Here is a 25,701-nt window from a genome sequence, read left to right on the forward strand (position 1 = left end):
GTCGACACCTCCCGAGATGTGTGGGCGACGATGCGGAGCAGTCTGCGCGGAGGTCGGGACGGCCGCCACCGGGTCGGCGGCGGCCTGTGGACAACTGCTCGACGGTGGGCCGGTGGACGACTGGCGGGCCCTGGCGCGACCGCCGGGACGCCGGAGGCCGTGCTGTGGAGGGGAGGACGCGGAGGGGGGTCCGAGCGGGCAGACTGCTCCGGACGCACCTGCCCGACCACCCAGGACCCCGGGACGCCCATGGACCTCGCCACCTTCGCCCTGCTCGACGACGCCGTGCTGGCGCGCGAGTTCGACGGGGGCAGCTGGAGCCGCGGGCGGCAGTACGCCGCTGCGGGCCACGTCCACGAGGTCGGCCTCGAGGAGGACGGCGACCTGCTGCACCTCGACGGCCAGGTCGCGGGCACGCACGACTACCTCGTCGGGATCACGGTGCACGGCTCCGCCAGTCGCCCCCGGGTCGACGGTGAGTGCTCGTGCCCGGTGGGGTGGAACTGCAAGCACGTGGTCGCCGTCCTGCTGACCGCGCGCGACGCCCGCGACGCCCGCGAGGACCGGCCGGTCCCGGGCCGGCCTCCGGTCGCCCGGGTGCCGGACCTGGTGCCCGCCTGGCGCCCACCGCCGCCCGTCGCGCCAGCACCGCCGAGCTGGGGCCAGCTGCTCGACGGGGCCCTGGCCGACCCGCGGGGCTCCGCCGTGGGAGAACCGTCACCGCTGGCCCTGCAGGTCGAGCTTCGGGCACCCGACCCGGTGGGCCCGGGGCGGGGCTACGTCCTGCCCCCGACGGTGCTCCTCCGCCCGCTGCGTCGCGGAGCCCGGGACAACTGGGTCAAGACCGGCGCCACCTGGAACGACGTGCCGTCGCTGCGCTTCTCCGGTCGCTTCGACGCCGAGCAGGTCGCGGTGCTCCACGAGCTGCGCGACCTGCGCAGCATGAGTGCGCACTACGCCCGGGCCGGTGACGGACTCGACGTGGCCGACCTCGGCTCCGCGCTGTGGCCGTTGCTGCGCCGCGTGCGCGAGTCCGGCCTGGTCGTCGTGCCGGTCGCACCCCTGCACTCGCTCGTCCTCGACGAGGAGGTCGCGCTCGACCTCGACGTGCGCGACGTCGGCGAGGAGACGCTCGTCGAGGTGGTGGTGCGCGGCCGCGAGCGCCCGCCCGGCAGCCGGTTGCGGGTCTACGGCGAGCCCGGCCACGGGGTGCTGCTGGTCGAGCCCGCCCAGGAGGGCCGCGGTCGCTGGACGGCCCGGCTCGCACCGCTGTCCCACCGCCCCACCCATGCCGTACGCCGCCTCGCCGACCAGCCCGAGCCGGTGCGGGTGCCCGCGGCGGACCGTGAGCGGTTCCGCTCGGCGTACCTCCCGCGGCTGCGGCGCAGGGCGCCGGTCGTCTCCAGCGACGAGTCCGTGGCGCTGCCGGAGGTCCCGGTGCCGCGGCTCGTGCTCGGGGTCACCTGGCGCGCCGCCGACCGGGTCGGCCTGTCCTGGCACTGGCGCTACGCGGCGGCAGGCCGCACCCGGGAGTGCGGCCTGCACGCCGAGGACACCCTCGACGACCTGCGCGACCCGGCCGCCGAGCGCGCGGTCCTGGCGTCGCTCGACCTCGACGAGCACGGCCACCGGCTGCTGCGTCGCGCCGGGGCGGGCTCGCCGCTGCTGGCCGACGTGCTGCTGGGCCGCGGCGACGTGCTGACCTTCGTCCACCGGGTGCTGCCCGGGCTGGAGGCCGGCGGTGCGGTGCTGGTGGAGGAGCACGGATCGCGGCCGGACTACCGCGAGGCGGTCGAGGACCCGCAGATCCGCTTCGAGGTGGTCGAGCGGACCGAGGACGACGGACCTGACGCGGACGGCCCCACCGACTGGCTCGACCTCGAGGTGGTGATCGAGGTCGACGACGAGCAGGTGCCGCTGGCCACGGTCCTCGAGGCGCTGACCCTCGAGCACGAGGTGGTGTTCCTGCCCAGCGGGCGCTACGTGCGCACCGACCACCCGGCCCTGACCCGGCTGGCCGAGACGGTGCGGGCCGCGGGGGAGATCGTCCCGAGCCCGAAGGAGGACGGCCGCCTCCGCGTGTCCCACCACGACCTCGGCAGCTGGGGCGAGCTGGCCGAGCTCGGGATCGTGGACCGTCAGGCCGCGCAGTGGGTGCGCTCGGCACGGGCGCTGCGCGACCTCGCCGAGCTCCCGCAGGTCGAGCCGACCGGGCTGACCAGCGCGCTGCGGCCCTACCAGCTCGACGGCTTCCGCTGGCTGGCCTTCCTGTGGGAGAGCGGCCTGGGCGGGGTGCTCGCCGACGACATGGGGCTGGGCAAGACGCTGCAGACCCTGGCCCTGGTCCGCCACGCCACGGCACGCGGCTCGGGCCGGTTCCTCGTCGTGGCGCCGACCAGCGTGGTGCCGGGCTGGGTCTCCGAGGCGGCCCGCCACGTGCCCGGGCTGCGGGTGCGCGCGGTGACCGGCACGGCGCGCAAGCGCGGCACCACGATCGCGGAGGAGGCGGAGGGCGTCGACGTGCTGGTGACGTCGTACACGCTGCTGCGTCTGGAGGCCGAGGCCTATGCGGCGCTCGAGTGGGGCGGGCTGGTGCTGGACGAGGCGCACCAGGTCAAGAACCACCAGGGCAAGACCTACAAGGCGGTGCGCTCCCTCGACGTGCCGTTCCGGCTCGGGTTGACCGGCACCCCCTTCGAGAACCGGCTGATGGAGCTGTGGTCGCTGCTCTCGATCGTGACGCCGGGTCTCTACCCGTGGCCGAGGGCGTTCGTGGAGCAGGTGGTGAACCCGGTCGAGAAGCGCGGCGACGCCGAGGCGCTGGCCCGCTTCCGTCGGCGCATCCGGCCCTTCCTGCTGCGCCGCACCAAGGAGCTGGTCGCCGCCGACCTGCCGCCCAAGCAGGAGCAGGTGCTCGAGGTGGCGCTGGAGACCAAGCACCGCAAGGTCTACGACGCCCACCTCCAGCGCGAGCGGCAGGAGGTGCTGGGGCTGGTGGAGGACTTCGAGCGCAACCGGATCGCGATCTTCGGCGCTCTGACCCGGCTGCGCCAGCTCAGCCTCGACCCGGCCCTGGTCGACACGGCGCACGAGGGGATCGGCTCGGCCAAGACCGACGTGCTCGTCGACCACCTGCACGAGCTGGCCGCCGAGGGGCACCGGGCGCTGGTGTTCAGCCAGTTCACCGGCTTCCTCACGAGGGTCCGCGCGCGCCTGGAGGTCGAGGGCATCGCCTCGACCTACCTCGACGGCAGCACCCGCGACCGGGCCGCGGTGCTGGAGGAGTTCCGCACCGGCGACGCCCCGGTCTTCCTCATCAGCCTCAAGGCCGGCGGGGTCGGGCTGACCCTGACCGAGGCCGACTACGTGTTCGTCCTCGACCCCTGGTGGAACCCCGCGGTCGAGGCGCAGGCCGTCGACCGCGCCCACCGGATCGGCCAGCAGCGACCGGTGCACGTCTACCGGCTGGTCGCCACCGACACGATAGAGGAGAAGGTCATGGAGCTGAAGGCGCGCAAGGCCGCGCTGTTCCAGCAGGTCGTCGACGGCGACGGGGCGCTGTCGGGCGCGGTCACCGCCGACGACGTGCGGGCGCTCTTCGGAGCCTGACCCTGGGTCCGGGCCGAGTGCTCAGACCTTCTTCTTGCCCACGACGGCCTCGGCGGTGCCGACGAGGAGCACGGCCGCGATGACGGCGAAGACGAAGCCGAGGAAGTCCAGCTCCCAGATGTCGCCGGTGCCGATGAGGCTCGCGAGCACGCCGCCGATCAGCGCGCCCACGACCCCGAGGCCCAGTGTGCCGAGGATGCCCAGGGCCTGGCGGCCGGGCTTGATGAGACGCGCGAGCACGCCGATGACCATGCCGATGAACAGGAGTCCGAGGATCTGCATGGACCCGACGCTACGCGGGGCGTCCCCGGCGCGGACCACCCGCGCGCGCGACCGGAGGGTCGCGGCGGCGATGATGGCCCGGTGAGGTGCGGGTACTTCGAGGCGGGCGCGTGCCGATCGTGCACGTGGATGGGCGAGCCGTACACCGAGCAGCTGGCTCGCAAGACCTCCGCCACCCGCGAGGTCCTCGAGGCCGTCGGCGACGGCGCCGCCGTGGCGCACGCGGTGTGGGAGGACCCCGCCGCCAGCCTCGAGCAGGGCTTCCGCAACAAGGCCAAGATGGTGGTCGCCGGCAGCGTCGAGGAGGCGACGCTGGGCATCCTGGGTCCGCTGGGGGACGGTGTCGACCTGCGGCACTGCGGCCTCCACGAGCCCGGCCTGCACGCAGCCCTGCCGGTGCTGGCCGACCACGTCCGGCAGGCCGGCCTGACGCCGTACGACGTGCCCGCGCGGCGGGGCGAGCTCAAGCACCTGGTGGTGACCGTGTCGCCGGACGGCCAGCTGATGGTGCGCTGGGTGCTGCGCTCGACCGAGGCGCTGCCCCGGCTGCGCAAGCACCTGCCCGCGCTGCTCGACGCGCTGCCGGTCGCGGTCGCCTCGGCCAACATCCAGCCCGAGCACAAGGCGGTGCTCGAGGGGCCGCAGGAGCTGGTGCTGACCAGCCAGGAGACGCTGCCGATGCGGCTCGGGGTTCCGGGCGCGGAGGCCGTCGTGCTGCAGCTGCGGCCGCAGTCGTTCTTCCAGACCAACACGCTCGTGGCGACCGAGCTCTACGCCACCGCCCGGCGGTGGGTGGTGGGCCTGGGGCTGGGCGAGGTGTGGGACCTCTACAGCGGGGTCGGCGGGTTCGCGCTGCACCTGGCGGGGGAGGGGCGCGCGGTCACCGGCGTCGAGATCAGCGAGGAGGCGGTGCGGGGTGCGCAGCGCGCGGCCGCCCTGGCCGACCTGCGGGCCGAGTTCGTGGCCGGCGACGCCGTGGCGTGGGCACAGGGTCAGGCGGGCCGTCCCAACCTGCTGGTCGTGAACCCGCCCCGCCGCGGTCTCGGCCCCGACCTCAGCCGGTGGGTGGAGGGCTCCGGGGTGCCGCACCTGCTCTACTCCAGCTGCCACAGCGGGTCGCTGGCCCGCGACCTCGCGGCGATGCCGTCCTACGCCGTGGAGCGGGTGCGGGTGCTGGACATGTTCCCCCAGACCACCCACCACGAGGTGCTGGTGCTCCTGCGCCGTCGGTAGCGTCGACCGCATGGCAGCACACGACTCGGGCATGGACCAGCGCACCCTCGGAAGCACCGGCCGCACCGTGTCGGCCATCGGCCTCGGCACCTGGCAGCTGGGCGCCGACTGGGGCGAGGTGAGCGAGTCCGACGCCCGCGCGGTCCTGGAGGCGGCCGTCGACTCCGGGGTGACGCTGCTGGACACCGCCGACGTGTACGGCGATGGGCGCAGCGAGCAGCTGATCGGCTCCTTCCTCCGGGACCGGGGTGCCGACCACGGCGTGACCGTGGCCACCAAGATGGGCCGGCGCGTGGACCAGGTGCCCGAGAACTACCGCCTCGAGCACTTCCGCGAGTGGACCGACCGCTCGCGACGCAACCTCGGCGTCGACACCCTCGACCTGGTGCAGCTGCACTGCCCGCCCTCGGAGACGATCACCGATGACGCCACCTGGGAGGCCCTCGACACCCTGGTCGCCGACGGGGCGGTCGCTGCCTACGGCGTCTCGGTCGAGACCTGCGACCAGGCGCTGGCCGCGATCGCCCGCCCCGGTTGCGCCAGCGTGCAGATCATCCTCAACGCCTTCCGGCTCAAGCCGCTCGAGCAGGTCCTGCCCGCGGCCCGGGCCGCGGGCGTCGGCATCCTCGCGCGGGTGCCGCTGGCCTCGGGCCTGCTGAGCGGGAGGTACGACGAGGACACCTCCTTCGCCGAGGACGACCACCGCCACTACAACCGCGACGGCAGCGCCTTCGACGTCGGCGAGACCTTCTCCGGGGTCGACTACCGCACCGGTGTCGACGCGGCCCGGGAGTTCTCCGCCCTCGTGCGCGAGCACGGTCCCGAGGGCGCGACCCCCGCCCAGGTGGCGCTGGCCTGGTGCGCCCAGGCCGACGGCGTGACCTCGGTGATCCCGGGCGCCCGCAACCCCGAGCAGGCGCGGGCCAACGCTGCGGCAGGCTCGTTGCCGGCCCTCTCGCCGGCGCTGCTCAGCGGTGTGCAGGAGCTCTACGACCGCCGGCTGCGTGAGCAGGTCCACAGCCGCTGGTGACCCCGTCGACCCGGGTGCCGCGGGGTCGCGCGGCGACGTAGTCTCGCACCCGTGGCCGAGGACTACTGCGAGCACTGCGACCTCCCGTTCTCCACGTGCATCCACGGGCGGCCGCCGGCCCCCGAGCCGGTGAAGGCGCCGCCGAAGGCCTCGCCGGTACGGCGGAGCACCACGAGCGCGAGCGGCTCGACCTCCCGCACCACGTCCCGGTCCGCGTCGGCTCCCGCGCCCGTCCGGACGGCCCCGCGACGGCGTACGGACAAGGCGGAGTTCAAGCCCGTCATCGTCGAGGTGCTGCAGGAGGCCGGTGGCGAGCAGGAGGCCGACCTGGTGTTGGCGGCGCTCGAGGAGCGGCTCGCCGAGGTGCTGAAGCCCGGCGACCACGAGACCGGCCCGACCGGCGAGGTCCGCTGGCGCACCGCCGCCCGCTGGGCCCGCAAGGAGCTCGCCGACGACGGCCTCCTCGTCGCCCCGCAGCCGGGTGTCTGGGCGTTGACCGACGAGGGGATGCGCAGCCTGTAGCCGGGGTAGTCCGAATCACTTCTGATGCTCAGCTCGAGCCGAGCATCAGAAGTGATTCGGACTACCCCGCCGAGCGCCCCACCTCCACCGCGACCTCCGCGCCCAGGCCCACCCCGGGCGCGAGGGGGAGGTCGTCGCCGGACCAGAACATCCCGGGGTCGTAGTAGTTCGTGGGCAGGTGGTCCGGCAGCAGGCCCATCGCGACGTACGTCGCCGCGACGACCTCCGCGCAGTAGGTCAGCTCCGCGGGTGCCTGGCGGCGCACGCGGCCGCGGGCCCAGCGCCCGACGAGCTTGGCAGTGCTCGGGAACGGCGTGCCGTCGAGGCGCGCGATCGTGCGGAGCACCGCGTCCTCCATCGCCGGGGTGATGCCGTCAGGACCCGGGTCGAGCTGGCGCAGCCAGGCCTGCTGGTCGTAACGGTCGTGCCACTGCACGACGGCCGCGCGCAGGTCGTGCAGCTGCACGCCGCGCTGGTGCTGGCCGGTCCACACGTCGACCAGGCCCTTGCCGAGCTCGGCGTGCCACATCAGTGGCGGCAGGTCGTCGAGGACCACCGCCATGCCGACGTGGTTGACCGGGGCGTTGGTGAGGACCCGGATAGCGTGGTCGGCGGTCGAGCGGCCGCGGAAGAGCCACAGGTCGCCGGTGCGGGTCAGGTCCACGGCCCGGTCGAGGTCGATCCGGCTGTCGGGTCGCATGGGAGGAGTCTGGGCCATGGGTCTGCTGGGTGGGGGACGGGACGGCGCGGGACGGCTCGGAGGCGCAGGACGCGGGCGTCTCTGGAAGGTCCTCGGCGTCGCCGGGCTCGCCGGGGTAGCCGCGACCGGGGCCGTCGTCGCGCGCGACCACCGCCGGCGTACCCAGATGTCGCCCGACGAGGTCCGCGACCGGCTCCGCGAGCGGCTGGCCGCGGCCGAGGATTCCGAGAGCTGAGCGGCCCCTGCGGCGGGATACTCCGAACGAGATGTCACCCTCAGCTCGAGCTGAGGGTGAGAAGGAGTTCGGACTACCCCGCGTCGCACCCTACTGCCCCACCATCGCCCCGACCCGGGTCGGGCTGAACCCCGGGAACACCGCGGCGGTGGAGGCCGTGGTGCGGGCCCGGACCACCTCGGCGAGGACGGAGCGGTAGTCGGTGGTGACGGCCAGGTCGGCGTCGTGCGCCTTGACCAGACCGGGCCAGGTGCCGTGGTACCCGCCCTTGACCCCGGCACCGACGAGGAACATGACGTTGCCCCAGCCGTGGTCGGTGCCGTAGTTGTCGTTCTCCACGACGCGACGGCCGAACTCGGAGACCGTCACCAGCGTGACCCGGTCGGCGTGCGGGCCGAGGTCGGTGAAGAACGCGGCGATCGCCTCGGCCAGCTGCGAGGCGTTGGTGCGCATCCGGCCCCACGAGAGCGTGCCGATGTCGGTGTGCATGTCCCAGTCGCCCTGGTCGACGGTCACCAGCGAGACGCCGACGTCGCCGCGGATCGTGCGCGAGACCGAGGAGAGCGCCTTGGCCAGGTCCGTGTTCGGGTACGACGAGGTGCGGTCGGCCTGGGCCTGTGCCGGTGCGATGTCCTCGACCGCGGCCATCGCGGCGCGCAGGCCCGGTGCGAGCGGGTTGCGGGAGGAGCCCCACATCGTCCCGAGCGAGCGCACCCGCTCCCCGGTGGGGTCCCACTTGTCGTCGCCGGCGATGCCGACCTTGTCCAGCCGGCGGAAGCCCATGATCGGCTCGGGCCCGTAGAACGCGCCGGGGGTGTCGCCGACGGCCAGGCCCTGCAGCGGGGAGGAGCCGGGCAGCTCCCCGAGGAGCCGGTTCAACCAGCCGATCCGCTGGGTCGAGCCGGGGGCGGCGTCCTCGACCAGCTCCATCGCGGCGAAGTGCGAGCGGTTGGGCACCGCCATGCCGGTGGCGTGCACGGCGGCGACCTTGCCCGCGGTCCACAGCGGCACCAGGGCCTTCAGGGCGGGGTTGAGGCCGAAGAAGTCGTCGCGGACCAGCAGCTGGTCGGCGGCGACGGCGATCCGCGGGCGCGCCTGGTAGTAGACCGGGTCGCCGTGGGGGACCACGAGGGAGAGCCCGTCGGCGGCACCGCGCAGGGACAGCACCACGACCACGTTGCCGGTGGCGTCGGCGGCCGCGGCGCTGCGCCCCATCGAGACCACGGCGGAGCCGACGGTGAAGGAGGCCCCGGCGACGCCGAGACCGCGTAGGAAGCCGCGTCGACTGACGTCCGCACCGAGGAACTCGGGGCAGCCGCAGGCGCCGGCGGAGGCTGGGGAGTGGGAGGTCGTGGTCACCGCGCTCACCGTTCGTAGTGGAGGGGGTGGTCGAGGAAGGCCCCGAGCAGCCGGTTGAAGCGCCACTTGACCAGGGCGTGGTCGGCGGTGATCACCTCGGTGGGCGGCAGGGTCAGGGCGGTGCACATGGCCTTGAGCACTCCCGAGCTCGAGGGGCGGCCGTGGAGGCGGCGCGAGAGGTGGTCGACCAGCTCGGCGAAGCTGATCGGCAGCTCGGGGACCCAGTCCAGGGGCTGTCGGTAGGTCACGCCCTTCGAGGGCCACCAGCCCCCGGCCAGGGACCAGTGGACCTCCATCGAGGCCAGCGCCCGGGCCGGGGTGGCCCATGCCCGGTTGTCCATCGGCTGGCCGTCGGGTCGCGGCCACTCCATCGGGGCCAGGCCGATCGTCGAGGACTGCCACAGCACGGCGTTGGCCGCGTCCTCGTCACCCCGGGGGCGCGCCACCTCGGCGCCGAGGGCGCGGTAGGTGGCGACGAGGTCCTCGGAGGGGTCGCGCAGCTTCGCCCCGCGCGCGCCCTTGAACTCGGTCGAGCGCACGAGCTCGCGCAGGACCGGGGCGATCGCGGTGCCGTGGGCCAGGTAGACCTGCGCGAGCCGCTCGACCAGCGCCGCGGGCGGGTCGTCGCGCACGAACTTCACCGCGAGCCGGCGCGCCAGGCGCCGCGCGGTCTCGGGTCGTCGTGCGAGGTGGGCCAGGTAGCGGCGTACGAGGTCACGGCCGTCGGGGTCGGAGTTGGGGTCGGCGAAGTCGCCCACCCTCACGGGCCCGGTCCAGTGGTCCTCGGGCCGGTAGGACGCCTGCCACGAGCGGTACACGTCGACGCGGTAGCCGGTCAGGATGCGCGCGGACGCCTTGACGTCGTCCTCGGTGTAGGCGCGGACGCCGACCGTGTGCAGCTCCAGCAGCTCGCGGCCGAGGTTCTCGTTGGGCGCACGCTTGGTCGAGGTCGCCTGGTCGAGGTACATCAGCATCGCCGGGTGCGTGACCGCCTCGAGCAGCATCTCGTCGAAGCGGCCCAGGGCGTGGCGGCGGATCACGTCGCCGTAGGAGGAGCGCCAGGTCGCATGGGCGTCCCCGATCGCGGCCACGTGCAGGTGCGACTCGAAGAACTCCGTCATCACCTCGAGCACCTGCCGCGGCGAGGTCATCCGCCGCACCAGCAGTCGGCGGCCGTAGTCCCACATCACCTCCCACGACCCGCGCACGTCCTCGACCTGCCGCTTCCACACGGTCGCGGCGTCCAGGTGCAGGTCGGGCCACCAGTCGCCCAGGGCGGCGTCAGCGGCCGGGTCGTCGTACGCCGTCGCCAGCTGCCGGTCGAACCAGGCGAGGCCCCCGCCAGCGGCGCGCACCTCCGCCACCAGCTCGGGTGTCGTGCCGTAGCTGAAGCGGCTGACCACGTGGCGGTCGGCGGCGCTGAGCACCGGGGTGGCGGCGTACCGGGCAGGGCGGTACTTCTTGCGTGGAGCGGGCACGGGGGCGTTCCTCACGGCGGGGGGTCCGAGAGCGACCCGGCCGGGGTCCGCCGGGGAGCGGTTCCACTGTCCCTGCTGGTTGCCTCGGGTGTCGCGCGATCGGGCGCCTCCTACCCCTTGGGGCATCGAGATTGACCCGAAAGGACTACATGGGTGGTTCGTCACCTGGCCCGCGTGGTGCCTGGCGTCCGCGGTCCCTGGACCACAGAAGGAGCCGGTCAGCGGCGCCACGGGCCTGTGGTACTTCCCCGGCATGTTCATCCTCGTCGGCCCGATCATCTGGTTCGTCAAGACCAACGGCGCGCTCAACGACTACTGGAAGTCGCTCGGCGCCCAGGGCTGAGCCGGCCCGTCGCTGCGGCCCGTCACCTCTCAGGGGTGGCGGGCCGTCGTGCTGCCCGGAGCAGATCGGTCAGATGTCCCACAGGTGCCGGCTGCCCGGCACCAGGTCGAGGTCGCGGTCGGCGCCGATCCGGCTGACGCTGGCCATCAGCTCGCTCATCCGCCGCGACAGCTCCGCGTCGTCGCCACCGCTGCCGTAGAACGCGTGCACGTCGTGCATGCCGGCGGTCGGGAAGAGCTCCTCGACCAGGGCGTCGACGTGCGGCGGGTCGGGGTGCGAGCCGGGCAGCGGGGCCACGCAGCGGTGCTGGAGGTACGCCGTCGTCGCCTGCGTCCGGATCGCGATCGGCGTGTGCTCGACCAGCCACCGGTGCAGCCAGGTCTCCTCGTCGAGCTCGGCCGGCCGGCGCAGCACCGCGGTGTTGGCCAGCGCGTCGGCCCGCGACCCGTCGTAGGTCTCCGCGGGGTCGACCCGCCGGCGCTCCTCGACCAGCCAGCCGGCCGTCGTGGCACGCGCGGCCAGCACCCGGGCGGCGGCCTCGGGGTCCGGGCCCCACACGCTCACCACCGCCCCGATCGGGTCGCCGGTGCCGAAGCGCAGTGCCGGCGCGACGTGCTCGTCGTCGAGGTTGACCTGCAGCCGCAGCGCGCCTGCCGACCGCAGCTCCTTGCGGAGCGCGGCATCGGTGAGCGTCGCGGGGAGGTCCTCGCCCCACGCCAGGAACATCGCCTTCGGGGTGCCCGCAGGCAGCCAGGTCGTCACCCGGCCAGCGTAGTAGAACGTGTTCTTCCTGGGCGGTTCCCTGACGACCCGGCCCGGGCGTGCCTGGCCGGGCGCCCGGGCCGGGTGGTCGGTGGTACCGGCGCTCAGGCGGTGGCGGGCAGGTCGTCGAGGGGCAGCGGGACGACCCGGTCCGGAGTCGCGAGGTGCACCAGGTCAGTGGGGACCCCGCCGCGTCGGCACGCCGCCTGGACCTCCGCGGCCCACCGACGGTCGGTCGCGTCGACCGGGTGGGAGCCCGGACGTGACCGGGCCACCGCGACCCGGCCGTCGGGGGCCAGGTCGTCCAGCAGGTGGCGGAGCATGTGGACCAGGGAGTCCAGCTCGCGCGGGTCCGGTTCCTCCGGGCAGCCCTCGAGCTCGACCAGCCCGGGCACCGGGTGGTCCTGCTCGTCGATGAGCAGCAGCCACAGGCTGTGCCGGTCCAGCTGCTCGCGCTCGAGCAGGTGCCGCCACGTGCGCAGCAGCCGCACCTGGTCGTCGACCACCACGAGGTCCGAGGGGTCGAGCGGGTCGAGGGGGTCCAGGGGGTCGGGGTCGTGCGGGTCTGGGTCGTGCGGGTCTGGGTCGATGAGGTCCGAGAAGTCCATGCCCCGCAGCCTGCACCGCTCCGGCGTACGGCGTCGGGCGTCATCCACAGGGGCGGCGTCCGGGCGTGGCCGGGTTTGTCGGCTACCCCACGAACCCGGCCACGGTGGTCGGAACCTCTGCCGTGGCGCTCCCGGGTCCGTCGGCCACCCGACGAATCTGGCGACTCGCCGCCCCCTCACAGCACCGAGCGGTACACCTCGACCGTCCGCTCGGCGATCGCCGACCAGCCGAAGGACTCGACCGCCCGGGCGCGACCGGCGCGCCCCATGCCCGCCGCCCGGTCCGGGTCGGAGACGACCTCGAGGAGGGCGGCGGCGAAGTCGGCGACGTACCGCTCGGGGTCCAGGGGCGTGCCGGTGCCGTCGTCAGCCTGCTCGATCGGCACGAGCACGCCGGTGGTGCCGTCGACGACCACCTCGGGGATGCCGCCGGTGGCCGTGGCGACGACCGCGGTCTCGCAAGCCATCGCCTCGAGGTTGACGATGCCGAGCGGCTCGTAGATCGAGGGGCAGGCGAAGGCGGTGGCGCCCGACAGCAGCGCGACCACGTCGGCGCGCGGCAGCATCTCGGGGATCCACACGACGCCCCCGTCGGAGCCGGAGCCCGAACCGCGACCGGCCCGTAGCGAGGCGACGAGCGCTTCGACCTCGGCCAGGATCTCGGGGGTGTCCGGCGCCCCGGCGCACAGCACGACCTGCACCTCTGGCGGCAGCTCGGCGCAGGCGCGCAGGAAGAGCGGCAGCCCCTTCTGTCGGGTGATCCGGCCGACGAAGACGACCGAGGGCCGGTCCGGGTCGACCCCCAGCCGGCGGCACGCGTCGGGGTCGGGCCGCGGCGACCACAGCGCGGTGTCGATGCCGTTGTGCACGGTGTGCACCCGGGCCGGGTTGATCGCGGGGTAGGAGCGCAGCACGTCCTCGCGCATCGCCGCCGACACCGCGATGACGGCAGCCGCGGACTCGTACGCCGTCCGCTCGACCCAGGACGAGAGCCGGTAGCCCCCGCGGAGCTGCTCGGCCTTCCACGGTCGCAGCGGCTCGAGGGAGTGGGCGGTGACCACGTGCGGCACGTCGTGCAGCAGCGCGGCCAGGTGGCCGGCGTGGTTGGCGTACCACGTGTGGCTGTGCACCACGTCGGTCCCGGCGCACGCGTCGGCCATCGCGAGGTCGACGCCCATGGTCCGCAGCGCGGCGTTGGCCCCGGCGAGCGACTCCGGCTCGGCGTACGACGACGTCAGCTCCTCCGAGCGCTGCGCGCCGAACGCGTGCACGCGGGCCTCGACGTCGTCGCGGTCGCGGAGCGCGCGGACGAGCTCGGCCACGTGCACCCCCGCGCCGCCGTAGATCTCCGGGGGGTACTCCTTGGTCAGCACGTCGACTCGCACGACCCCGAACCTACTCCCGCGGGTCGGCCGCGGATAACGTGACGGCATGAGCGCCAGCGCAGGCCGCAAGAAGGTCCTCGCCATCGTCCTGGCCGGAGGTGAGGGCAAGCGGCTGATGCCGCTGACCGCCGACCGCGCCAAGCCGGCGGTGCCGTTCGCCGGCATCTACCGGCTGATCGACTTCGCGCTGTCGAACGTCGTGAACTCGGGCTACCTCAAGGTCGTCGTGCTCACGCAGTACAAGTCGCACAGCCTGGACCGCCACGTCACCCAGACCTGGCGGATGTCGACGATGCTCGGCAACTACGTCGCCCCGGTGCCGGCCCAGCAGCGCGTCGGCAAGCACTGGTACCTCGGCTCCGGCGACGCGATCTACCAGTCGCTCAACCTCATCCGCGACGAGCAGCCCGACATCGTGGTCGTGGTCGGCGCCGACCACGTCTACCGGATGGACTTCTCCCAGATGGTCGCCCAGCACGTGGAGTCCGGCGCGGCCTGCACGGTCGCCGCGATCCGTCAGCCGATCGCGCTGGCCGACCAGTTCGGCGTCATCGACGTGCACGCCGAGGAGCCCTCGCGCATCCGCGAGTTCCTCGAGAAGCCCACCGACCCCGTCGGTCTCCCCGACAGCCCTGGCGAGGTGCTGGCCTCGATGGGCAACTACGTCTTCGACGCCGACGCGCTGGTCGAGGCCGTCACCCGCGACTCCAGCACCACCGGCTCCAAGCACGACATGGGCGGCGACATCGTCCCGGCCTTCGTGCGCCGCTCGCAGGCGGGCGTCTACGACTACAAGGACAACGTGGTGCCGGGCGCGACGGCGCGCGACCAGGGCTACTGGCGCGACGTCGGGACGCTGCGCTCCTACTACGAGGCCCACATGGACGTCGTCTCCCCGATGCCGGTCTTCAACCTCTACAACACCGAGTGGCCCGTCTACACCTCCTACGGCCCCCAGCCCCCGGTGAAGCTGGTGCAGGGCGCCGGTGGCTCCCCGGCCACCACCGACGAGGCCGTGCTCTCCCCGGGCGTCGTGGTCAGCGGCGGGACGGTCAGCCGCTCGGTGCTCTCGCCCGACGTGCGGGTCGAGGACGGCGCCGAGGTCACCGGGTCGGTGCTGCTGCACGGCGTCGTGGTCGGCGAGGGCGCGGTCGTGCGCAACACCATCCTCGACAAGAACGTCGTCGTGCCGCCGGGCGCGAGCATCGGCGTCGACCCCGAGGCCGACCGCGAGCGCGGGTTCCTGGTCACCGAGGGCCTCACCGTCCTCGGCAAGGACCAGCCGTTCCCCTCGTGACCCTCGCGACCCTGCCCAGCCCGACCTCCCGATGACCGAGCGACCACGCTTCTCGCGCGCCGAGCTGGAGTCCTTCCGCGACGCCGAGGTCCCCGACCTGCTCGCGGGACCGGGCGACCCGCCGACCCGGCTGCTCTTCGTCGGCATCAACCCCGGCCTGTGGACCGCGGCCACGCAGACCCACTTCGCCCACCCGGGCAACCGTTTCTACCCCGCGCTGCTGCGTGCGGGCGTCATCACCGAGCCGGTCGACGCCGCCGCCGGGATGAGCGAGGAGGACCGGAACCGGTTCCGGGCCCGCGGCATCGGCATCACCAACCTCGTGAGGCGGGCGACGGCGAAGGCCTCCGAGCTGACTGCCGCCGAGCTGCGCGAGGGCGGGGCCGAGCTGGTGCGCCTCGTCGAGCACGTGCGACCCCGGGTGGTCGCGGTCGCCGGCATCACGGCGTACCGCCAGGCCTTCGCGCTCCCGAAGGCCGTCCCGGGGCGGCAGCCGGGGCCGATCGGGTCCGCCGAGCTGTGGGTGGTGCCGAACCCCAGCGGGCTCAACGCGCACGAGACCGTCGCGACCCTGGCCGAGGCGTACGCCGAGGTGGGGCGGGCGGCCGGGCTGCTGCCGCCGCAGCGCTGAGGCCGCCGGGCCTCGCGGGGCAGCCGCTCAGCCGCGGCGGACGACGAGGGCGTTGGCGACGTTGCGCAGCACGGAGTCCGAGGGGTCGTTGAGGACCCGCAGCGTGCCGGAGCGGCGACCCACCATCGTGGTGGACCCGCCACCGTCGAGGTTGAGCGCCTCGTCGGCACCGAGGTCCTGCATCATCCGGGCGAGCTCGACCATGGTGTAGCCGCGGCTCTCCTCGGAGCGGCCGTCGACGGCCAGCAGCAGCACCTCGTTGGTGTCGCGGTCGATCCCGACGGCGGTGCGAGGGTGCATCTCGGCGTCGTCGACGACCATGACCTGGCCGTCGTCGATGAGCAGCTTGGAGCCGGTGATCACCAGCTGGGGTCGGCCCCGCAGCCACCACGACACGTGCGCAGGCCCACGCCCGAGCTTGCGCAGCTCGACCGCTCCCGGGCCGCGCCCGACGAGGACCAGGCCCCGGATCTCGCGACCGGGCCGGAGCTTGCCGCGGTTGGCCACGACCCGCCCGTCGCGGATCTCCACCATCCGGATGTCGCGCTCCTGGCCCTGGGTCACGGCGTAGCCGGGTGAGCGGCCCCACCGCGGCGTGTACACACCGATGCCGCCGGGCAGCACGAAGTGGCTGTTGACGTTGGTGACCCGCGCACCGGGGCGCTCGCGGATCCGTCCGGTGAAGGTGACCTCGCCGAACTGCGGGCGCCCCTTCCGGGTCAGGTAGAAGCCCTGGTTCCACCCCGTCTCGCGGGCGTTCATCAGGCCGCTGCGCGGGGAGGCGCTCACGCCGAGCGGTGCGCCGGTGCGGCCGATGTCGTAGAAGTCGCCGTTGACGGCGGCCAGCACGCCGTTGCGACGCGCCATCGTCAGCACGTCCTCGACCGCGGCGACCCGGCCGGGGTTGACCACGTCCAGCCGCACGCCCGGGGTGTCGAGGTCGACCGCCAGCAGGTGCGCCTGGACCGGCCCGCGCGCGTCGGTCTGGCCCCACCGGGTGTAGGTGACGCCCGGACCCATCGGCGTGGCGACCGGAGTGGTGCGGCGCAGCGGGATCCGGTCGCCCGGCGGCACGTACGGCGCGATCGGGCCGCGCTCGCGGTCCGAGGTGTGCCGCGTGTGCCCGCTGTCGCCGAAGGTCGCGACCCGCCGGTCCTGGTCCCGGCGCGGGTCGCCGCTGCCGTCACCCGCGCCCGTGCCTGCCCCCGCGCCGGTGGCCCCGGGCAGTCCGGTCGCCACGAGACCGCTCAGCGCCAAGGCGGCGAGAGCAGCGCGGATCGACCGGGAGGACACCCGCAGGATGGTACGTGAGTGACAGGAGTGACGTCAGGCCCACGCGGCCCGCCGGGTTGGCAGGAGGGTGTCGCGGTCAGCGTCGGGGCAGGTGGACGACCACGTCCTCGAGCAGCACCGCCGCCGCCGTCCGGCTGCCCATCCCCACGAAGGTGTCGCTCAGCGGGCTGGCCATCAGGAACAGCGACTGGCCCTCCGGCACCTCGACACCCACCGCGGGCAGCTCGATCCGGACCTCTTCGCCGACCATCGGCAGGTCGGCGCGGAAGGGCATCACGTTGTTCTGCACCAGCACCGCGTCGGCGGGCGAGGTGCCCACGGCCAGGCCGTAGAACGCACGGGAGTCCACGCCGAGGGTCGTGGCCAGGGCCGTGAGGTGGCTGTTGCCGGTGACGCTCAGCGGACCGGCCGCGATCTCGGTGGCGATCGGGACCCCGGCGGTGGCCGAGGTGGCGACGGTGCCGATCGGGACCTCTCGGGTGGGGGTGACGCTGCGGGTGGTGAGGCAGGTGCTGTCGGGAGTGGCGATGTGGAAGCGGCCGTAGCCCTTGAGCGTCTTCTCCCCGCCGCGCAGCGCGCGGTCGAGGAAGGCCAGCGTCAGGTCGGTGAAGTCGCCGCCGGCCAGCTGCTCCGCGCACGGGTCGGAGTCGACGGACACACCCGCAGGCAGGACGGCTGGCAGGACGTGGCCGCCGTTGTAGGCGGTGAAGATGCTCTTCTTGCGCGCCTGCTTCGTCAGCGCCACCTGCCAGTTGGTCAGGGCCTGCTCCAGCGGGAAGAGGGTGTCGGTCGTGCCCTGGCCGAAGAGGACCGGGACGTCGATCCTCCGGCCCTGCGCGACCTGATGCTTCGGGCCGTTCTTGGCCATGAAGGTAACCATGTCCTCGGTGCCAGGGACCGATCCGTCGGGCCAGGTGCCGGTCGCGACGCCCTCGAGCAGCGCCTTGTAGACGTTGGGCGGCAGCGCGTCGCTGGGCACCGCGGCGGCGACGAGGGCCAGCACCCATTCCAGGCGGACGATGTTGCTCGGGGCGAGACTCTCGTTGAGGTCGTGCCAGGTGATCTCGGGGACCAGGGCGTCGACCACCTGGCGACCGGTCGCCCCGATCTCCTCGAAGGCCATCAGGAACTGGTACCCGCCGCCGTACGAGCCGCCGATCGCGCCGATCCGCGGGTCGCCCGGGGCGTCCTGGATGACCCAGGGGAGCTCGCTGACCAGGTCGACCAGGCCCTGGACGTCCTTGCCCTCGAAGTCGGGGTTCATCACGTGCGCCTGGCCCCCGGACTCGCCGAAGCCGCGCTGGTCGAAGGAGAGCACGCCGTAGCCGGCGTCCAGGAAGCGGGCCGCCTGCTCGCGCGTGGTCCAGCGCGAGCCGCCCCAGCCGTGGGACTGGAAGACGAGCGGGACCTTGGTCCGGCCGGTCGCGATGCCGGGCTGGAAGAGGGTGTAGCAGATCTGGACGGGCTCGCCGCTGCCCGGCTCCGGCACGCTGGCCAGACAGCCGTCGGTCACGACGTCGGCGGGCTTGCTGGCCATGGTGGCTGCGGACCCGGCCGCGGAGGCCCCGGGCGCGGCGGTGGAGACCCCGAGCGCGAAGAGGCCGACGACGGCGCTCAGGACGGTGGCCAGGACGGATCGGGTGGTACGACGCACGACGTGCTCCTCGGGGTGGCAGTTGACAGGGACAACGAGAGACGCCCGTCACAGGTCACGGGCCGTGCACGTGGCCGGGCTCACACCGGCGTACGGTCGCGGGGTGGGCGCGTGGAACACCCTCCTCGAGGGGGACAACCTCGCGGTGCTCGGTCGGCTGGCCGCGGAGGGCGCGCGCTTCGACCTGGCCTACCTCGACCCGCCGTACAACACCGGGAGCTCGCTGACCTACGCCGACCGCGCGCTGGCCCACGAGGCGTGGGTCGAGCAGCTGCGACCGCGGCTGGAGGCGGTGCGGGCGCTGCTGGAGCCGACCGGTGCGGTCTTCGTGAGCATCGACGACCACGAGGTCGCGCGCACCCGGCTGCTGCTGGACGAGGTGATGGGGGAGGAGCAGTTCCTTGCGCAGGTGGTGGTCAACCTCAACCCCAAGGGCCGCCAGCTCGGACCCGGGTTCGCCACCAGCCACGAGTACCTCCTCGTGTACGCCGTCGCACGCGCCTCGTGCGCGCTGGACGCCTCCACGAGCGAGACCGTCGACCCCGCGGACTTCCCGCACCGCGACGAGGCGAGCGGCCGGCGCTACCGGCTGCTGCCGCTGCGCAACACCAACAAGAAGTTCAACCCCACCACCGCGCGGACCCTGCACTACCCGCTGTGGGGCGACCCCGCGACCGGCCGGGTCCGCACCACCCCCTTCGACGGGGAGCAGGGGCCAGCGCTCGAGGTCGTGCCGGTCTTCGGGGACGGCTCGCCCGCCGTGTGGCGCTGGAGCCCCCCGCGGGTCGAGGAGCGTCCTCACGACCTGGTCTGCCGCGTCGTCCAGGGCCGGCGCGGTGAGCGGGTCGACGTCTACCAGCGCGACTGGCTGCACGAGGGTCGGCGCAAGAAGCTGCGCACCGTCTGGTTGTCCGAGGAGGTCGGCTCCACCGACACCGCGGTGGCCGAGCTCAAGGCGCTCGTCGGCCCGGTCTTCGCCTCGCCCAAGCCCACCGGACTGCTGCGCCGGGTGCTCGGCACGTTCCCCGACGACGCGCGCGTGATCGACCCGTACGCCGGCAGCGGCACCACCGGGCACGCCGTCGCCCTGCTCAACAGCGAGGACGGCGGGCGCCGCACGTGCACCTCGATCAACCTGCCCGAGCCGGTCCCGCCCGGCTCGCCCGCCGCGGCCGCGGGCCTGGCCACGGTCGCCGACGTCACCCGCGCCCGGCTCCGCGCCGTCGCGGCGGCGTACGGCGGAGGGCTGGAGGAACGGGTCGGCTGAGCCCGCTCGCCGGGTCAGGCGACCCCGACCGCCTCCTCGAGGTTGGCCACCTCGTCGTCGAGGAAGCCGAGGAGGCGCTGCAGGTGCGGCACCGTGCGCCGGCACCCGGTGAGCCCGAAACCCAGCTGGCCGTCGTAGGAGGTGCAGGTGATGTTGAGCGCCATGCCGTTGATCGGGATCGACAGCGGGTAGGTGCCGGTGAGCCGGGCGCCGTTCCAGTAGTGGGTCGTGCGCGGGCCGGGCACGTTGCTGATGATCAGGTTGTACGGCGGGCGCACGATGCCCTCCATCCGCAGCAGCGGCGCGAGGATCATCGGCGCCTGGCCGAGCGCGCTCATCGCGAGGATCTGCGTCTGGGTCATCGACGACAGCGCCTCCTTGCCGTCGCGCATCGACAGGTGGATCCGGTCCAGGCGCTGCGCCGGGTCCGCGACGTGCGTGGCGAGCTGGACCATGATCGAGCCGACCGCGTTGCCGCCGTCGCCGGAGGCCACCTGCGACTGCTTGGCGTTGAGGCCCACCGGCACCATCGCCACCATCGGGTCCTCGGGGAGCGCGTCGAGCTCGAGGAGGTAGGTGCGCATCGCGCCGGCGCACATGGCGAGCACGACGTCGTTGAGCGTGGTGCCCGAGGCCTTGGCGATCGCCTTGAGCCGCTCGATCGGCCAGTCGTCGGCGGCGAAGCGCCGGGCGCCGGTGATGGACTGGTTGAAGATCGTGCGCGGGGTGTGGAAGGAGACCGCGGAGGTCTGGTTGCGCACGCCCTTGGACAGGGTGCGCACCAGGGCCCCGGGCATGCCGGCGGCCTCGGAGGCGATGCCGAGGGCGGTGCGCAGGGCCGCCGCCGGGACCTCGGGGAGGCTGCCGCCGCCGTCCTCGGCGGGCTTGCGGCGCGGCCGCGACTGCTTGGCCCAGGGGGCGCCCATGTCGCGCTCGTCGGGGTCGGTCGACAGCACGCTCTGCATGAGCCGCATCGCCGAGACGCCGTCGACGAGGGCGTGGTGGATCTTGGTGTACATCGCGACCTTGCCGTCGGCCAGGCCCTCGATGACGTGGGCCTCCCAGAGCGGGCGCTCCCACGCCAGGCGGGTCGAGTGCAGGCGGGAGCACAGCTCGAACAGCTCGCGGTAGCGCCCCGGCTGCGGCAGCGCGCTGTGCCGCACGTGGTGCTCGATGTCGAACTGCTGGTCGGGGCGCCACACCAGCTGGGCTGCGGTCTTCGCCGAGCGGTGGGGGTGCTTGAGGAACAGCGGCGAGATCTCCTCCTCGTTGCGCATCGCCTCGAACATCTCGCGGATGTAGTCCGGACCCGCGCCCTCGGGCTTCTCGAACAGCTGCAGGCCACCCACGTGCATCGGCATCGAGCGGTTCTCCGAGAGGAGGAACGCGGCGGAGGGAGGGTCGATGACGGAGACCACGAGGTGCCTTTCGCTGGGTGGAGCCGGGGGTGGAGCGGGTGCTGCTCGCTGGCGTGCCGGTCCGATGTGGACGTGCTGCCCGCGAGGGGTGGGTCGTGATCCTGCCTCCGTGGTGATGCCCGTCACAAGGTCACCCGGAGGGGTGAGCGGGACCGAGCCTCCCGCATCGCGGCCACGCGCCGCCAGTCGTCCACAGGCCGGACCTCGCAGGGCTCGTCCCCAACCCGTCGTACGCCGGGCCGCGCGGGTGCCCTCGCGCTGCCAGCGTGTCCCTCGCAGCGCGTCGGAACAGCCGGCGCCGGTGACCTCGGGAGACCTCCATGACCCGCACGACCCACACCCCCGTCCAGCACCCCGCCCACACCCCCGCCGGCGACCCCGCCCGCCGTCGCTCGCTCGTGGGCCGGGCCGGCCTCGCCGTGTCCGCCGCCCTGGTCGCCGTGCTCGTGACCGCGGCCTCGGGCGGGGCCGCTCCCGACGCCAAGGCTCCGGCGCCCACGACGATCGTCAAGGTCACCGGCAACGCCTCCGAGGGCTTCGGCATCGAGTACTACGACGGCTCCTCGGCGTTCCCGCCGACCGACTCCGAGGCGCTCGCGGAGTGCCAGGAGTACACCGCGAAGGTCGGCCGGATCCGCTGCCGGGTCGAGGTGAAGACGTGGTACCGCGACCTGGTCGACACCAAGCGCGCCATCAAGTTCGCCCGCCGCAGCTGACCCGAGGCGTCCGGGCTCAGAGCGAGTCGCGCAGCTCCTGGACCACCGAGTCGACCACGGCGACCAGGTCGCCGCTCGTCCGCTCGGCCACCGCCCGCTGGCGCTGGTAGGAGGCCCCACGCTCCACGAGCGCCAGGACCCCCTGCAGCTCCTCGGCACACCCGAGGCGCTCGGCGACCGGGGCGAGCCGCGCGACCAGGTCGACCAGGTCGTCGGTGACCAGGCGCTCGCTGGAGTCGGCGTCGAGGATGACGATGGCGTCCAGGCCGTAGCGAGCCGCCCGCCACTTGTTCTCCTGCACGTGCCACGGGGGCAGGACGGCGAGCCGCTCCCCGCGCGCGACCCGCTCGTCGAGGTCGACGACCAGGCAGTGGCACAGCGCGGTGAGGGCGGCGAGCTCGGTGAGGTTGGAGACCCCGTCGCAGACCCGGTTCTCCAGGGTGCCGAGGTGGGGTGCGGGGCGGACGTCCCAGCGGATCTCGCTCAGCTCGTCGATGACGCCGGTCGTCAGCTGGTCCTGGGCGAAGGACTCGAACTCCGCCCAGGTCTGGAACTGGAAGGGCAGCCCGGCCGTGGGCAGCTGCTGGAACATCAGCGCCCGGTTGGAGGCGTAGCCGGTGTCGGTGCCCGCCCAGATCGGCGAGGAGGCCGACAGCGCCTGGAGGTGGGGGTAGTAGGTGAGCAGCGCCGAGAGCACCGGCATGACCCGGTCGCGCTCGGGGAGGCCGACGTGCACGTGGACGCCCCAGATGAGCATCTGCCGCCCCCACCACTGGGTGCGGTTGATCAGCTCGGCGTAGCGATGGCCCTCGGTCAGCTGCTGGGTGGTCCAGGAGGCGAAGGGGTGGGTGCCGGCGCCGTAGAGGTCCAGGTCGAGCCCGTCGGCGACCGGGACGACGGCCTCGACGGTGGCGCGCAGGTCCCCCATCGCCTCCGCGACCGTGCGGCAGACCCCGGTGACGGCCTCGACGGTGTTGCGCAGCAGCTCCTTGTGCAGCTTCGCCGGGTCGGGCAGCCGGCCCGCGGCGGCCGCGAAGAGCTCGTCGGCGTCGTTGCGCAGGTCGCGCGAGCGGCGGTCGACCAGGCCGAGCTCCCACTCGACGCCCAGGGTGGGGTCGGGGGAGCCCCGGAAGTCGATCCGCACCCGCCCAGCGTTCCACACCGCGACCCCCCACCGCGTGTCCAGGCTCACGTGCCGGGGCCCCGGCCGGCGGCTTGGGGCGTCGCGGCGGACCCTGACACGATCGGCGGGTGGATGCGCGCGAGGTGAACCTGGGCCTGGACCTGTGCCTGCGCGTCGGCGAGCTGCTGCTCTCCAGCGGAGCCGGCGCCGCCGACGTGACCGCGACGATGCAGTCGCTGTCCTTTGCCCTCGGCCTGCGCGGTGCGCAGACCGACCTCACCTTCACGTCCCTGTCGATGACCTACCAGGACACCCCCGACGACCTCCCCGTCGTCAGCACCCGGCAGGTCAAGCAGCGGGTGATCGACTACGAGGACCTCACCCGCGTCGACCACCTCGTCCGCGACGTGCTGCGCGGCGACCTGGACCTCCGCGCCGCGCGCACCGAGCTGGGCCGGATCACCTCCACCGGCCACCCGCGGGCGCGCTGGGCGGTGACCCTCGGCTGGGGCGTCATGTGCTCGGGCGTGGGTCTCCAGCTCGGCGGCGACGGGGTCGTGGTCGGGCTGGCCGCCCTGGCCGCCGTGAGCATCGACCGGCTCCAACTGCGGATGGCTCGCCGCCGGATGCCGAGCTTCTACCAGCAGGTCGTCGGCGGGGGAGTCGCAACGCTCATCGCGTTGGGCGTGGGGGCGACGCCGGTCAGCGTGGATGTCTCGCAGGTCGTGACCGCCAACATCATCATGCTGCTGGCGGGCATCGGCTTCATGGGTGCGCTCCAGGACGCGCTGACCGGGTTCTACGTCACGGCGACCGCCCGCCTGACCGAGGCGTTCCTGGCGACGGCCGGCATCATCGCCGGCGTGTCCGGGGGACTGTCGATCGGCCGGGTCCTGGGCCTGGAGATCCCGCGGCTGCAACCGGGGCAGTACTCCCTCCAGGGGCTCGGCGTGCTGGCCCTGGGGTCAGCCATCGCGGCGGCCGCCTTCGCCTACGCCTCCTACGCCCCCAAGCGGATCCTCGGCCCGATCGCACTGGTCGCAGGGACGGCCATCGCCATCAGCGGGGTCCTGCAGGAGGCCGGCATGGGCCGCGCCTGGGGGGTGGCCGTCGCTGCGTTCTTCGTCGGTCTGGTGAGCTTCGCCATCGCCGGGCGGATGCGGGTCCCACCGCTGGTCGTGGTGGTCTCGGCGATCGTGCCGATGCTCCCGGGCCTCTCGATCTATCGCGGCCTGACCCTGCTGGGGGAGGGCGGCTCCTCGGTGCCCGAGGGCCTGCTCGCCATGTCGGCGGCGGTCTCGGTGGCGATCGCGCTGGCCTCGGGCGTGATCCTCGGGGAGTACGTCGCCCAGCCGCTCAAGCGGGAGGCGGCCCGGCTCGAGTCCCGGCTCACCGGTCCGCGCCTGGTCGGCCCGGTGGACCACTCCGAGCGCCGCGACCGGTGGCGACGACGCCGGAACACACCGGTCCCCGCCGGGTCCGAGGACCCGGCGGGGACACGGCGTCGGCGCGGTCGCACCCGGCAGGGGAGCGAGGGCCGGGGCTAGCCCCGCCCGGACATCGAGTCCTCGGGGACCTCGACCTCCAACCCGCGCCGGGCCCGCTGACGGGCGGTACCGCCGACGATCCGGGCGGGGGTGTCCTCGCCGTACTCGTGCTCGTGGCCGGCCAGCACGCCACCGTGCTCGTCGCGCACCCGGAACGGGATGGCCCCGCCGACCTCGACGGCGTGCCGCTCCTGCCCGCGGGTGGCCCGCAGGCTGGCGGCGATCGAGACGGCGATGATCGTGGAGATGACCGCCAACGAGATCGTCGTCGGGACGTAGTAGACGTCGATCTTGAGCAGCATCTTCACACCGACCCACATGAGGACCAGGGCCAGGCCGACCTTGAGGTAGACGAAGCGGTGGACCAGGTCGGCGAGCAGGAAGTACATCGCGCGCAGGCCCAGGATCGCGAAGGCGTTGGCGGTGAAGACGAGGAAGACCTCGTCGGTCACGGCGAAGATCGCGGGGATCGAGTCGACGGCGAAGATGACGTCGGTCACCTCGACCAGCACCAGCACCGCGAGCAGCGGCGTGGCGACGAGCAGCCCGTTGTGGCGGACGAAGAAGCGCTGGCCGCGGTACTCCTCGACCATCGGGATGCTCCGGCGGAAGAGCGCCAGCACCTTCGACTTCGACGGGTCGATGTGGCTGTCGCGCTGGCGGAGCATCTTGTAGCCGGTCACCAGCAGGAAGGCGGCGAAGACGTAGAGGATCCAGGCGAAGTTCTCGATCAGCGCCGCGCCGCCGGCGATGAAGATCCCGCGGAAGACCAGGGCGCCGACCACGCCGTAGAACAGCACCCGGTGCTGGTACTCCCGGGGTACGGCGAAGAAGGTGAAGATGATCGCCCAGACGAAGACGTTGTCGACGGCCAGGGACTTCTCGATGAGGTAGCCGGCGAAGTACTGCTGACCGAACTCACCGCCGTACTGCCACCAGATGACGCCGCCGAAGGCGACCCCGAAGGCGACCCACACGGCCGACCAGGTGGCGGCCTCCCGCACGCTGATCGCGTGCGCGTCGCGGTGCATGAACAGGTCGAGTGCGAGCATGGCGACGATCACGCCGAGGACGGCGAACCACGCCCAGAGGGGGACATCCATCAAGAACCTCGTCTCATCGAGATGAAACGAGGGTCTCCCCGGGCCTGGTGGCCCCCGGGCCCCGGAGCCGGGCGGCTCGTAGGTGACGGGACGTCGGTGGTGGGTA

General features: G+C 73.5%; 22 protein-coding genes. 10 read left to right on the forward strand and 12 right to left on the reverse strand.

Features of this window, described 5'->3' with window-relative positions:
* Window positions 1-249 precede the first annotated feature (249 nt).
* Entirely contained in the window at window positions 250-3,609 is a 3,360-nt protein-coding gene (locus ACYVID_RS15950) for a DEAD/DEAH box helicase (protein WP_460738710.1), read from the forward strand.
* 21 nt (window positions 3,610-3,630) lie between these two features.
* Here ACYVID_RS15950 and ACYVID_RS15955 read toward each other — a convergent pair whose 3' ends face one another.
* A complete protein-coding gene (locus tag ACYVID_RS15955; RefSeq protein WP_460738712.1) occupies window positions 3,631-3,891 on the reverse strand; it encodes a GlsB/YeaQ/YmgE family stress response membrane protein in 261 nt (86 codons plus the stop codon).
* A 129-nt stretch (window positions 3,892-4,020) separates the two neighbouring features.
* Here ACYVID_RS15955 and ACYVID_RS15960 point away from each other — a divergent pair, with 129 nt between their 5' ends.
* From ACYVID_RS15960 to ACYVID_RS15970, 3 genes are read left to right on the forward strand one after another with little or no spacing between them, the layout of a single operon-like run.
* Window positions 4,021-5,124, forward strand: coding sequence for a methyltransferase domain-containing protein (locus ACYVID_RS15960; protein ID WP_460738714.1), 1,104 nt, complete (start codon window positions 4,021-4,023; stop codon window positions 5,122-5,124).
* Between the two features lie 10 nt (window positions 5,125-5,134).
* On the forward strand, window positions 5,135-6,154 hold the full coding sequence (locus ACYVID_RS15965; protein ID WP_460738716.1) for an aldo/keto reductase: 1,020 nt from the start codon (window positions 5,135-5,137) through the stop codon (window positions 6,152-6,154).
* 51 nt (window positions 6,155-6,205) lie between these two features.
* Window positions 6,206-6,676: a winged helix-turn-helix domain-containing protein gene (locus ACYVID_RS15970; protein WP_460738718.1), complete on the forward strand. Its 471-nt coding sequence runs from the start codon at window positions 6,206-6,208 to the stop codon at window positions 6,674-6,676.
* A gap of 61 nt (window positions 6,677-6,737) precedes the next feature.
* On the opposite strand, the gene ACYVID_RS15975 is transcribed toward ACYVID_RS15970, so the two are convergent.
* Window positions 6,738-7,376, reverse strand: a complete 639-nt coding sequence (locus ACYVID_RS15975; RefSeq protein WP_460738720.1) for a hypothetical protein — start codon at window positions 7,374-7,376, stop codon at window positions 6,738-6,740.
* A 16-nt stretch (window positions 7,377-7,392) separates the two neighbouring features.
* On the opposite strand from ACYVID_RS15975, the gene ACYVID_RS15980 reads away from it, so the two are divergent.
* A complete protein-coding gene (locus tag ACYVID_RS15980; RefSeq protein WP_460738722.1) occupies window positions 7,393-7,611 on the forward strand; it encodes a hypothetical protein in 219 nt (72 codons plus the stop codon).
* A gap of 90 nt (window positions 7,612-7,701) precedes the next feature.
* Here ACYVID_RS15980 and ACYVID_RS15985 read toward each other — a convergent pair whose 3' ends face one another.
* From ACYVID_RS15985 to glgA, 5 genes are all read right to left on the reverse strand, one after another.
* Complete coding sequence (locus tag ACYVID_RS15985) at window positions 7,702-8,970, reverse strand: DUF1501 domain-containing protein (protein ID WP_460738724.1); 1,269 nt, start codon at window positions 8,968-8,970, stop codon at window positions 7,702-7,704.
* 5 nt (window positions 8,971-8,975) lie between these two features.
* Window positions 8,976-10,448: a DUF1800 domain-containing protein gene (locus ACYVID_RS15990; protein ID WP_460738726.1), complete on the reverse strand. Its 1,473-nt coding sequence runs from the start codon at window positions 10,446-10,448 to the stop codon at window positions 8,976-8,978.
* Between the two features lie 412 nt (window positions 10,449-10,860).
* Window positions 10,861-11,553, reverse strand: a complete 693-nt coding sequence (locus ACYVID_RS15995) for a hypothetical protein (RefSeq protein ID WP_460738728.1) — start codon at window positions 11,551-11,553, stop codon at window positions 10,861-10,863.
* A gap of 104 nt (window positions 11,554-11,657) precedes the next feature.
* On the reverse strand, window positions 11,658-12,161 hold the full coding sequence (locus ACYVID_RS16000; protein WP_460738729.1) for a hypothetical protein: 504 nt from the start codon (window positions 12,159-12,161) through the stop codon (window positions 11,658-11,660).
* A gap of 176 nt (window positions 12,162-12,337) precedes the next feature.
* Window positions 12,338-13,546, reverse strand: coding sequence for a glycogen synthase (gene glgA, locus ACYVID_RS16005; protein WP_460738731.1), 1,209 nt, complete (start codon window positions 13,544-13,546; stop codon window positions 12,338-12,340).
* A gap of 46 nt (window positions 13,547-13,592) precedes the next feature.
* Between glgA and glgC the strand changes: the two genes are divergently transcribed.
* Both glgC and ACYVID_RS16015 read left to right on the forward strand, forming a co-directional pair.
* Window positions 13,593-14,843, forward strand: coding sequence for a glucose-1-phosphate adenylyltransferase (gene glgC / locus ACYVID_RS16010; RefSeq protein WP_460738733.1), 1,251 nt, complete (start codon window positions 13,593-13,595; stop codon window positions 14,841-14,843).
* A gap of 31 nt (window positions 14,844-14,874) precedes the next feature.
* Window positions 14,875-15,474: a mismatch-specific DNA-glycosylase gene (locus ACYVID_RS16015; protein WP_460738735.1), complete on the forward strand. Its 600-nt coding sequence runs from the start codon at window positions 14,875-14,877 to the stop codon at window positions 15,472-15,474.
* 27 nt (window positions 15,475-15,501) lie between these two features.
* Here ACYVID_RS16015 and ACYVID_RS16020 read toward each other — a convergent pair whose 3' ends face one another.
* Together ACYVID_RS16020 and ACYVID_RS16025 are read right to left on the reverse strand one after the other, a co-directional pair.
* Window positions 15,502-16,767, reverse strand: coding sequence for a phosphodiester glycosidase family protein (locus ACYVID_RS16020; RefSeq protein WP_460738737.1), 1,266 nt, complete (start codon window positions 16,765-16,767; stop codon window positions 15,502-15,504).
* A gap of 76 nt (window positions 16,768-16,843) precedes the next feature.
* Window positions 16,844-18,421, reverse strand: coding sequence for an alpha/beta fold hydrolase (locus ACYVID_RS16025; protein WP_460738739.1), 1,578 nt, complete (start codon window positions 18,419-18,421; stop codon window positions 16,844-16,846).
* 103 nt (window positions 18,422-18,524) lie between these two features.
* Between ACYVID_RS16025 and ACYVID_RS16030 the strand changes: the two genes are divergently transcribed.
* Window positions 18,525-19,688, forward strand: a complete 1,164-nt coding sequence (locus ACYVID_RS16030) for a site-specific DNA-methyltransferase (RefSeq protein ID WP_460738741.1) — start codon at window positions 18,525-18,527, stop codon at window positions 19,686-19,688.
* Window positions 19,689-19,702: 14 nt separating this feature from the next.
* Here ACYVID_RS16030 and ACYVID_RS16035 read toward each other — a convergent pair whose 3' ends face one another.
* The gene (locus ACYVID_RS16035; RefSeq protein ID WP_460738743.1) at window positions 19,703-21,106 is read right to left on the reverse strand and encodes a WS/DGAT/MGAT family O-acyltransferase; all 1,404 of its coding nucleotides are present in this window, start codon (window positions 21,104-21,106) and stop codon (window positions 19,703-19,705) included.
* 320 nt (window positions 21,107-21,426) lie between these two features.
* Between ACYVID_RS16035 and ACYVID_RS16040 the strand changes: the two genes are divergently transcribed.
* Window positions 21,427-21,822 carry a hypothetical protein gene (locus tag ACYVID_RS16040; protein WP_460738745.1) on the forward strand — a complete coding sequence of 132 codons (396 nt, stop codon included), beginning with the start codon at window positions 21,427-21,429 and terminating at the stop codon, window positions 21,820-21,822.
* A gap of 16 nt (window positions 21,823-21,838) precedes the next feature.
* Here the strand turns inward: ACYVID_RS16040 and ACYVID_RS16045 are convergent, their stop codons facing one another.
* Window positions 21,839-22,966, reverse strand: coding sequence for a glutamate--cysteine ligase (locus ACYVID_RS16045; protein WP_460738746.1), 1,128 nt, complete (start codon window positions 22,964-22,966; stop codon window positions 21,839-21,841).
* 107 nt (window positions 22,967-23,073) lie between these two features.
* Between ACYVID_RS16045 and ACYVID_RS16050 the strand changes: the two genes are divergently transcribed.
* Window positions 23,074-24,492, forward strand: coding sequence for a threonine/serine exporter family protein (locus ACYVID_RS16050; protein WP_460738748.1), 1,419 nt, complete (start codon window positions 23,074-23,076; stop codon window positions 24,490-24,492).
* Here the strand turns inward: ACYVID_RS16050 and ACYVID_RS16055 are convergent.
* Window positions 24,489-25,595 (reverse strand): TerC family protein, encoded by a 1,107-nt coding sequence (locus tag ACYVID_RS16055; RefSeq protein WP_460738750.1) that lies wholly within the window; start codon window positions 25,593-25,595, stop codon window positions 24,489-24,491. The genes ACYVID_RS16050 and ACYVID_RS16055 overlap by 4 nt on opposite strands.
* Between the last annotated feature and the right edge of the window lie 106 nt (window positions 25,596-25,701).

It is taken from the genome of Nocardioides ginkgobilobae, assembly GCF_054781275.1.